The 6,480-nt window shown below is 43.2% G+C and carries 6 protein-coding genes and 6 tRNA genes; 3 read left to right on the forward strand and 9 right to left on the reverse strand.

Annotation, left to right across the window (positions count from 1 at the left end; genetic code table 11):
* The 5 genes from ACVA54_RS19345 to ACVA54_RS19365 all read right to left on the reverse strand — a co-directional run.
* Nucleotides 1-101 (reverse strand): GTP-binding protein (locus tag ACVA54_RS19345; protein ID WP_241823454.1); only part of this gene is annotated, 101 nt, incomplete at its 3' end.
* A 103-nt stretch (nucleotides 102-204) separates the two neighbouring features.
* Nucleotides 205-280, reverse strand: a tRNA-Thr gene (locus tag ACVA54_RS19350).
* 13 nt (nucleotides 281-293) lie between these two features.
* Nucleotides 294-368, reverse strand: a tRNA-Gly gene (locus tag ACVA54_RS19355).
* A gap of 34 nt (nucleotides 369-402) precedes the next feature.
* Nucleotides 403-487: transfer RNA gene (locus tag ACVA54_RS19360), tRNA-Tyr, on the reverse strand.
* Between the two features lie 49 nt (nucleotides 488-536).
* Nucleotides 537-612: transfer RNA gene (locus tag ACVA54_RS19365), tRNA-Thr, on the reverse strand.
* A 206-nt stretch (nucleotides 613-818) separates the two neighbouring features.
* Here ACVA54_RS19365 and coaA point away from each other — a divergent pair.
* Nucleotides 819-1,742: a type I pantothenate kinase gene (coaA, locus tag ACVA54_RS19370; protein WP_099081226.1), complete on the forward strand. Its 924-nt coding sequence runs from the start codon at nucleotides 819-821 to the stop codon at nucleotides 1,740-1,742.
* Between the two features lie 8 nt (nucleotides 1,743-1,750).
* Here the strand turns inward: coaA and birA are convergent, their stop codons facing one another.
* Nucleotides 1,751-2,716, reverse strand: a complete 966-nt coding sequence (birA, locus tag ACVA54_RS19375; RefSeq protein ID WP_099081225.1) for a bifunctional biotin--[acetyl-CoA-carboxylase] ligase/biotin operon repressor BirA — start codon at nucleotides 2,714-2,716, stop codon at nucleotides 1,751-1,753.
* Nucleotides 2,713-3,756 (reverse strand): UDP-N-acetylmuramate dehydrogenase, encoded by a 1,044-nt coding sequence (gene murB, locus ACVA54_RS19380; protein WP_446597065.1) that lies wholly within the window; start codon nucleotides 3,754-3,756, stop codon nucleotides 2,713-2,715. The genes birA and murB overlap by 4 nt, the downstream gene beginning before the upstream one ends.
* A gap of 101 nt (nucleotides 3,757-3,857) precedes the next feature.
* Here murB and ACVA54_RS19385 point away from each other — a divergent pair, with 101 nt between their 5' ends.
* Together ACVA54_RS19385 and pssA are read left to right on the forward strand one after the other, a co-directional pair.
* Nucleotides 3,858-4,289: a GNAT family N-acetyltransferase gene (locus ACVA54_RS19385; protein ID WP_446649878.1), complete on the forward strand. Its 432-nt coding sequence runs from the start codon at nucleotides 3,858-3,860 to the stop codon at nucleotides 4,287-4,289.
* Nucleotides 4,290-4,360: 71 nt separating this feature from the next.
* A complete protein-coding gene (gene pssA / locus ACVA54_RS19390) occupies nucleotides 4,361-5,701 on the forward strand; it encodes a CDP-diacylglycerol--serine O-phosphatidyltransferase (RefSeq protein WP_446581944.1) in 1,341 nt (446 codons plus the stop codon).
* A 433-nt stretch (nucleotides 5,702-6,134) separates the two neighbouring features.
* Here the strand turns inward: pssA and ACVA54_RS19395 are convergent.
* Nucleotides 6,135-6,211, reverse strand: a tRNA-Trp gene (locus ACVA54_RS19395).
* A 60-nt stretch (nucleotides 6,212-6,271) separates the two neighbouring features.
* Nucleotides 6,272-6,348 (reverse strand) — tRNA-Asp (locus tag ACVA54_RS19400).
* Between the last annotated feature and the right edge of the window lie 132 nt (nucleotides 6,349-6,480).

Consider the following 6,480-nt stretch of genomic DNA (forward strand, 5'->3'; position numbering starts at 1 on the left):
GTACAGATAGCTGCAGTTAGAGTTGTTTTACCGTGGTCAACGTGGCCGATAGTACCAACGTTTACGTGCGGTTTTACACGTTCAAATTTTTCTTTAGACATGAGTAGTCCCTCTAGGTACGGATTTAGGTGGCCCCAAAAAATGACCACGCAACCAAAAAAGATAATTGGTAAATCTTATATCAAAAGGAAATAACTTGAGAGCTGGTGCTGATAGGCAGACTCGAACTGCCGACCTCATCCTTACCAAGGATGCGCTCTACCACCTGAGCTATATCAGCACTCAAATTTGATTGGAGCGGGCAGCGGGAATCGAACCCGCATCATCAGCTTGGAAGGCTGAGGTAATAGCCATTATACGATGCCCGCACACGTAACTCTGAGAGCTATTTCCTAAAGAATATGGTGGAGGGGGACGGATTCGAACCATCGAAGGCAGTGCCGGCAGATTTACAGTCTGCTCCCTTTGGCCACTCGGGAACCCCTCCAAAATTTCAATCCATTCTCACTACAACATTTCATAGATACAGGAGAGAATGGTGCCGACTACCGGAATCGAACTGGTGACCTACTGATTACAAGTCAGTTGCTCTACCTACTGAGCTAAGTCGGCATAAGTGGTGCGCATTCTATTGAATGATTTTCTATGTTGCAATAGGAAATTTAAAAAAAAACGTAAATATCGTTCTTTTGAACTCATTTGTTGAAAATTTACACAATCATTATTTTTTACCACAAACTTTAGAGCTTTGTCGTTTGCTTTAAACGACGCTTGATGTATGTTTTTGCTCTCAATTAAACCAAGGATAAACGAGACCCATGAGTCCATTTTTGTCATTCGACCGTGCTGAATGGGCAGAGCTGCGAAACTCTGTCCCAATGACACTTTCTGAAGATGACTTGATCGCACTTCAAGGCATAAATGAAAACCTCACAATGGAGGAAGCGGTAGAAATCTATCTTCCTTTGTCTCGCCTACTGAATTTGTATGTACAAGCACGCCAAAGTCGCAACTCTGTGCTGCAACAATTTCTCAATACAGAAGAACACGCTCCACCTTTTGTTATCGGCATTGCTGGCAGTGTCGCGGTTGGAAAAAGCACAACCGCTCGTATTCTAGAAGCCCTCCTATCTCGCTGGGAGAATCATCCTAAAGTCGCATTGGTCACAACTGATGGCTTCTTGTACCCTAAGCGCGTGCTTGAAGAAAAGGGTATTATGCACCGTAAGGGCTTCCCAGAATCTTACGATATTAAGCGATTGGTCGAGTTTGTATCTGATGTGAAGGCAGGTAAACCCAATTTAGAAGTCCCTGTCTACTCTCATATTACCTACGATATTACGGAAAAGTTAAAATGTGTAGATAGACCAGATGTACTGATCATTGAAGGGCTAAACGTACTGCAAAGTGGTATGGACTATCCACATGATCCGCATCGCGTTTTTGTTTCTGACTTTTTGGATTTCTCTATCTATGTTGATGCGGACAGTGAGATTATAGAGCAATGGTATGTCGAAAGGTTTTTAAAGTTCCGTAGAGGTGCCTTCACTAAACCAGGGTCTTACTTCAGCCACTACACACAACTATCAGTTGAAGAAGCGCAGAATAAAGCAAAGCAAATATGGCAAGACATTAATGGGCTCAACTTAGAACATAACATTCTTCCTACCCGAGAAAGAGCCCATTTAATCTTACATAAAGGAGAGAATCACTTAGTAGACAAGGTTTCTCTACGAAAATAGCTCTGCGATCAGTCACTCTTTCTCAAGGAGATCTCACCACCAATGTAGGTCTCCAATCCGTTTTCGGTTTCGAGAACCACGCCTCCTTGATGATCAATACCCTGTACGACACCATAAATTTCTCGAGGACCCATCAGTAACTTCACAGAACGGCCTAAGAAATTATCAAGACGATTCCAACGTACAACAAAACCCGTTAGCCCAGTCATTTCATATTCCTCTAGCGCTCTCTTCCAGTGCTCTATAAATTTAATCGCCAACTGAGTTCGGTCAATCACTAAGCCACCACTGACTTGATTTAAGGTTGTCCAAGGTTGGTCAATTCCAGGCTGTCGTTCTGGCATACCAATATTGAGGCCCATACCTATCACTAGATGCGCAGCACCTCCTGCTTGTCCGGACATCTCGACCAGAATGCCTGCCAGTTTTTTATCATGGTAGTAAATATCATTAGGCCATTTAAGTTTTACACCCTGAATGCCTATACTTTCAATGGCTTCTACTGTCGCAATACCAACAACTAAGCTCAAGCCCATTGCAGCGGCCATTCCAGCATCTAAACGCCAATACATCGACAAATACAAATTGGTACCAAAAGGCGATATCCACTGACGTCCACGTCGCCCTCTTCCTCTTGCTTGATACTCAGCCAAACATACACGGCCTTTTTCAGATTCATTAACACGTTCAAGCAAATACTGATTAGTAGAGTCAATCACCGAAATGAGCTCGACTGGTGTCGTAATGCTCTCTATCAACTTACCTTCATTTAACAATTGAAGAGGCTGAACAAGTTGGTAACCCCGGCCTTGAATACGATAAAGATCAACGCCCCAGTCATTTAAACCTTTAACATGCTTGGCGATCGCCGCTCTAGAAATCCCCAAACTTTGCCCGAGCGCCTCACCAGAGTGGAACTCACCATCACTAAGCGTTTTTAAAATATGAAGTTTGGTAGAGTGTTCGCTTCTCATTGTGCAGCCTCAATTTTAGCAAGGTTGGTCTCGCCGAACCGATCCATAAAGCGCACTTCGTGCTCAAGCTCTATCTGATACTTATCCCAGACCGCCTTTTTCACTAACGATGCTAATGACACAACATCACTGGCGCTGCAGTTATCGACATTAGTCAAAACTAACGCTTGAAGTGGATTAACCTGGGCACCGTTTACAGACACACCTTTCAACCCACACTGATCGATAAGCCAGCCAGCTGCCACTTTCATCCCGATTGGTGCCGGGTAAGCCACCATATTGCTATGCTCTGCAACCAGTCGATCATAATGATCTTGCGAGATCACTGGATTTTTAAAGAAACTCCCCGCATTCCCTACTTTCGCTGGATCGGGTAATTTCTCCATACGAACTTGGCAAACTCGTTCAAAGATCGATAAGGGACTGAGTTGATCTTCCGCAATACTCTGCAGTGGGCCATATTGATTAATTGGTTTCCACGCTTTCGCTAACTTGAGTCCAATAGCAGCAATAAAGCACTTTTCATACAAAGCGTGCTTGAATATCGAATCGCGATAGCCAAATTCACACTCATCCGCCGTCATTCGTTTAATCTCAAACGTGGTAAGGTCTAGCACATCCACATATTCACAGACATCTTGCAGTTCTAGACCATATGCACCGATATTTTGGATTGGTGCTGAACCTGCACATCCAGGGATCAAGGCGAGGTTTTCTATTCCTCCTATTCCTTGCTCTACACTCCATGCCACCAATTCAGGCCAATCTTCCCCTCCTTCGATGTGAAGGAGATAATGTTCTGCTGTTTCGGTTATGGATTTGCCCTTCAATCGGTTAATGATGACCACACCATCGTAGTGCTCCGTGAACAGCATATTACTGCCTTTACCTAAGAAGAGTTTAGGTAGACCTTTCAAGGACTCATCTTTAAGTAATTGGATAACGTCTTCGATCGAATCAACAATCGCTAAATAGGAGCAGGTTTGTTCGATACCAAATGTGTGATAAGCCTTAAGGCTCGCATGTTTCTTTATTTGCATAGTGAGTTTGCAACGCCAGATGAGATTCCCGTAAACTGTGAACATTCTACAATAGTTATCTTTGAGCCGCAGTGACAATACCAAACTCATTAATCATAGAAGTGTTAAATCCTATCAAATTGCCTCTCATTAAACGGCTGTATAAGGCTCATTATCCCGCTGGACGAGCAAAGCGTGATGAATTAATCGTTACCGCTAACGTAGATAGTAATATCCTCGCTTTACTGCGAATGAAAAGTGTCGATACCTCTCGCCTATTGACGGGCATGCTGGTTATTCCAGAGGCAAGAGGGACTGGGGTTGGAAAGGCTCTCTTAAGCTATTGCGAAGAAAATATTTTCCGTCATGGCGATTACTGCTTTGCATTTCAACATTTAGAAAACTATTACTCACAGTATGGATTTAAAACCATTTCCGGCAATACTCTACCAAACTCATTGAAAATAGCCTTTTCTCGCTATGTGGATAGCGGTAAAGATCTCATTCCGATGCAATTCATGGCATCTTTCCCTTCAAAGGGTACGGTTTTGTAGCCAGAGAAATCATATCTTTGATAAAATAGCAGGTTCGCAATATTGCACTTAATTAAGGTACTCACACCGATATGATAGTAAGTAGGAATCCATTCGAACAGTTGCCAAGTCTTGCTGTTAAGCCTGAAGACTTTGAAGTTCTGCATGCAGCAGAAACTTTCAGAACTCGTCTTCTCGATGCAATCAGCAAAGCAACGTCACGAATCTACCTAGTCGCTCTATATCTGGAAGATGATGATGCTGGACGTGAAATTTTCACCGCGCTTTATGAAGCAAAACAGCGTAATCCTCAGTTGGACATCAATATCTGTGTAGATTGGCACCGAGCTCAGCGTGGTTTGATTGGTGCAGAGTCATCAGAAGGAAACTCTGCACTCTATAAAGCATTCGCCAAAAAATATCAGCATCCTATTCCTGTATACGGCATTCCTGTGCGCGGAAGAGAAGTCTTTGGTGTTCTACACCTGAAGGGCTTCATTGTCGACGATACCGTAATCTACAGCGGTGCAAGCCTGAACAATGTATACCTGCAATATAATGATCGCTACCGCTTCGACCGCTACCACGTGATCCAACATGCAACACTTGCAGATTCAATGGTTAAGTTCGTCCAAGATGAAATGATTGCCCACCCAGCAGTCAATAATCTGGCCGATAACGACAAACCAGAAACAAAAGAGATCAAAACGGCTATCCGCCAATTCCGCTCTTCTCTTGCACGAGCAAGCTACGAGTTTACTTCTGAAAATATTTCTGAAGAGGAAGTAAAAGTCACCCCTCTTGTGGGCTTAGGCAAACGTCGTAATTTACTCAATCAACAAATTGTTAAGCTACTTGCTACGGCACAAAACGAAATTTTCATCTGCACACCTTACTTTAATTTCCCAAAAGCCATTAATCGCGAAGTAAAACGTGCAATGAAACGAGGCGTAAAAGTCACGATCGTGGTCGGAGATAAGACAGCGAACGACTTCTATATATCTCCAGAGGAAGAGTTCAAAACCATTGGTGGCCTACCGTATCTATATGAAGTCAACTTACGCCGCTTCGCAAAAGCAAACGAAGCCAACATCGCCGCTCGTAAGCTATCTATCCACTTATGGAAGCACGATAATAACAGCTTCCACTTAAAAGGTATCTGGGTTGATAAGCGCTACATGCTGCTCACAGGTAATAATTTAAACCCTAGAGCGTGGTCATTAGATTTGGAAAATGGCCTATTAGTACAAGACATCTATGCAAAACTAACGGATAAGTTTGAACAAGAAGTTGCCAACATTCTCGAACACACTCAGCTCATCTGTACTTACAAACAGTTAGAGAAAATTGAAGACTACCCTCACAGTGTACAAAAGTTAGTTCGAAAAATTACGCGAATAAAAGCAGATGGTGTACTGAAACGCATTCTATAGTTCACATTATTTATTCAAAGCCCAACTTCTGTTGGGCTTTTTTATTTTGTGCCTTCTTAACAAGGGTTTTGTACAAATTCATTCTGAGAGGGTAACAAAATACCTTGAGAATATTACTTCGGCATCTCAAGTGACTATCACGTTGAACCTAGTAAAGAATGACAAACAGCCATAAGATTTGACGATGACTAGGGTAGGTTCAACTGTTTATTCGACTGAACTGGCGTTCCATCACCAACATCAGTTTAAAAAAGTAGCATGAACGAAAAAGGCTCCAGCATTTCTGCTAGAGCCTTGAAAATGGCAAGAGTGGCCTGGCATTCCAGAGAGCCGAGTGAGTTTTTGCACAACGAGATGCCTAGCTCTCGCAATAATCACATTGAAAAACAACAGATGTAAAAAAGCCTCAGCATTTCTGCTGAGGCTTTAAATATGGCAGGGGTGGAGAGATTCGAACTCCCAACACGCGGATTTGGAATCCGCTGCTCTGCCAATTGGAGCTACACCCCTGTAAATCTACAAACTGTAGATTTGACAAAACCTTGCTAAAAGCAAGGCTGTCTGAATAAATGGCGGAGCGGACGGGACTCGAACCCGCGACCCCCGGCGTGACAGGCCGGTATTCTAACCAACTGAACTACCGCTCCACACGGAGATAAAACTTTTGTTTTATCCGATACTTGTCGTTCAGAACAAGTACCTTAAATTAAAAGCCTGGCGATGTCCTACTCTCACATGGGGAAGCCCCACACTACCATCGGCGCTATTTCGTTTCACTT

This window comes from Vibrio sp. PNB23_22_6, assembly GCF_052877535.1.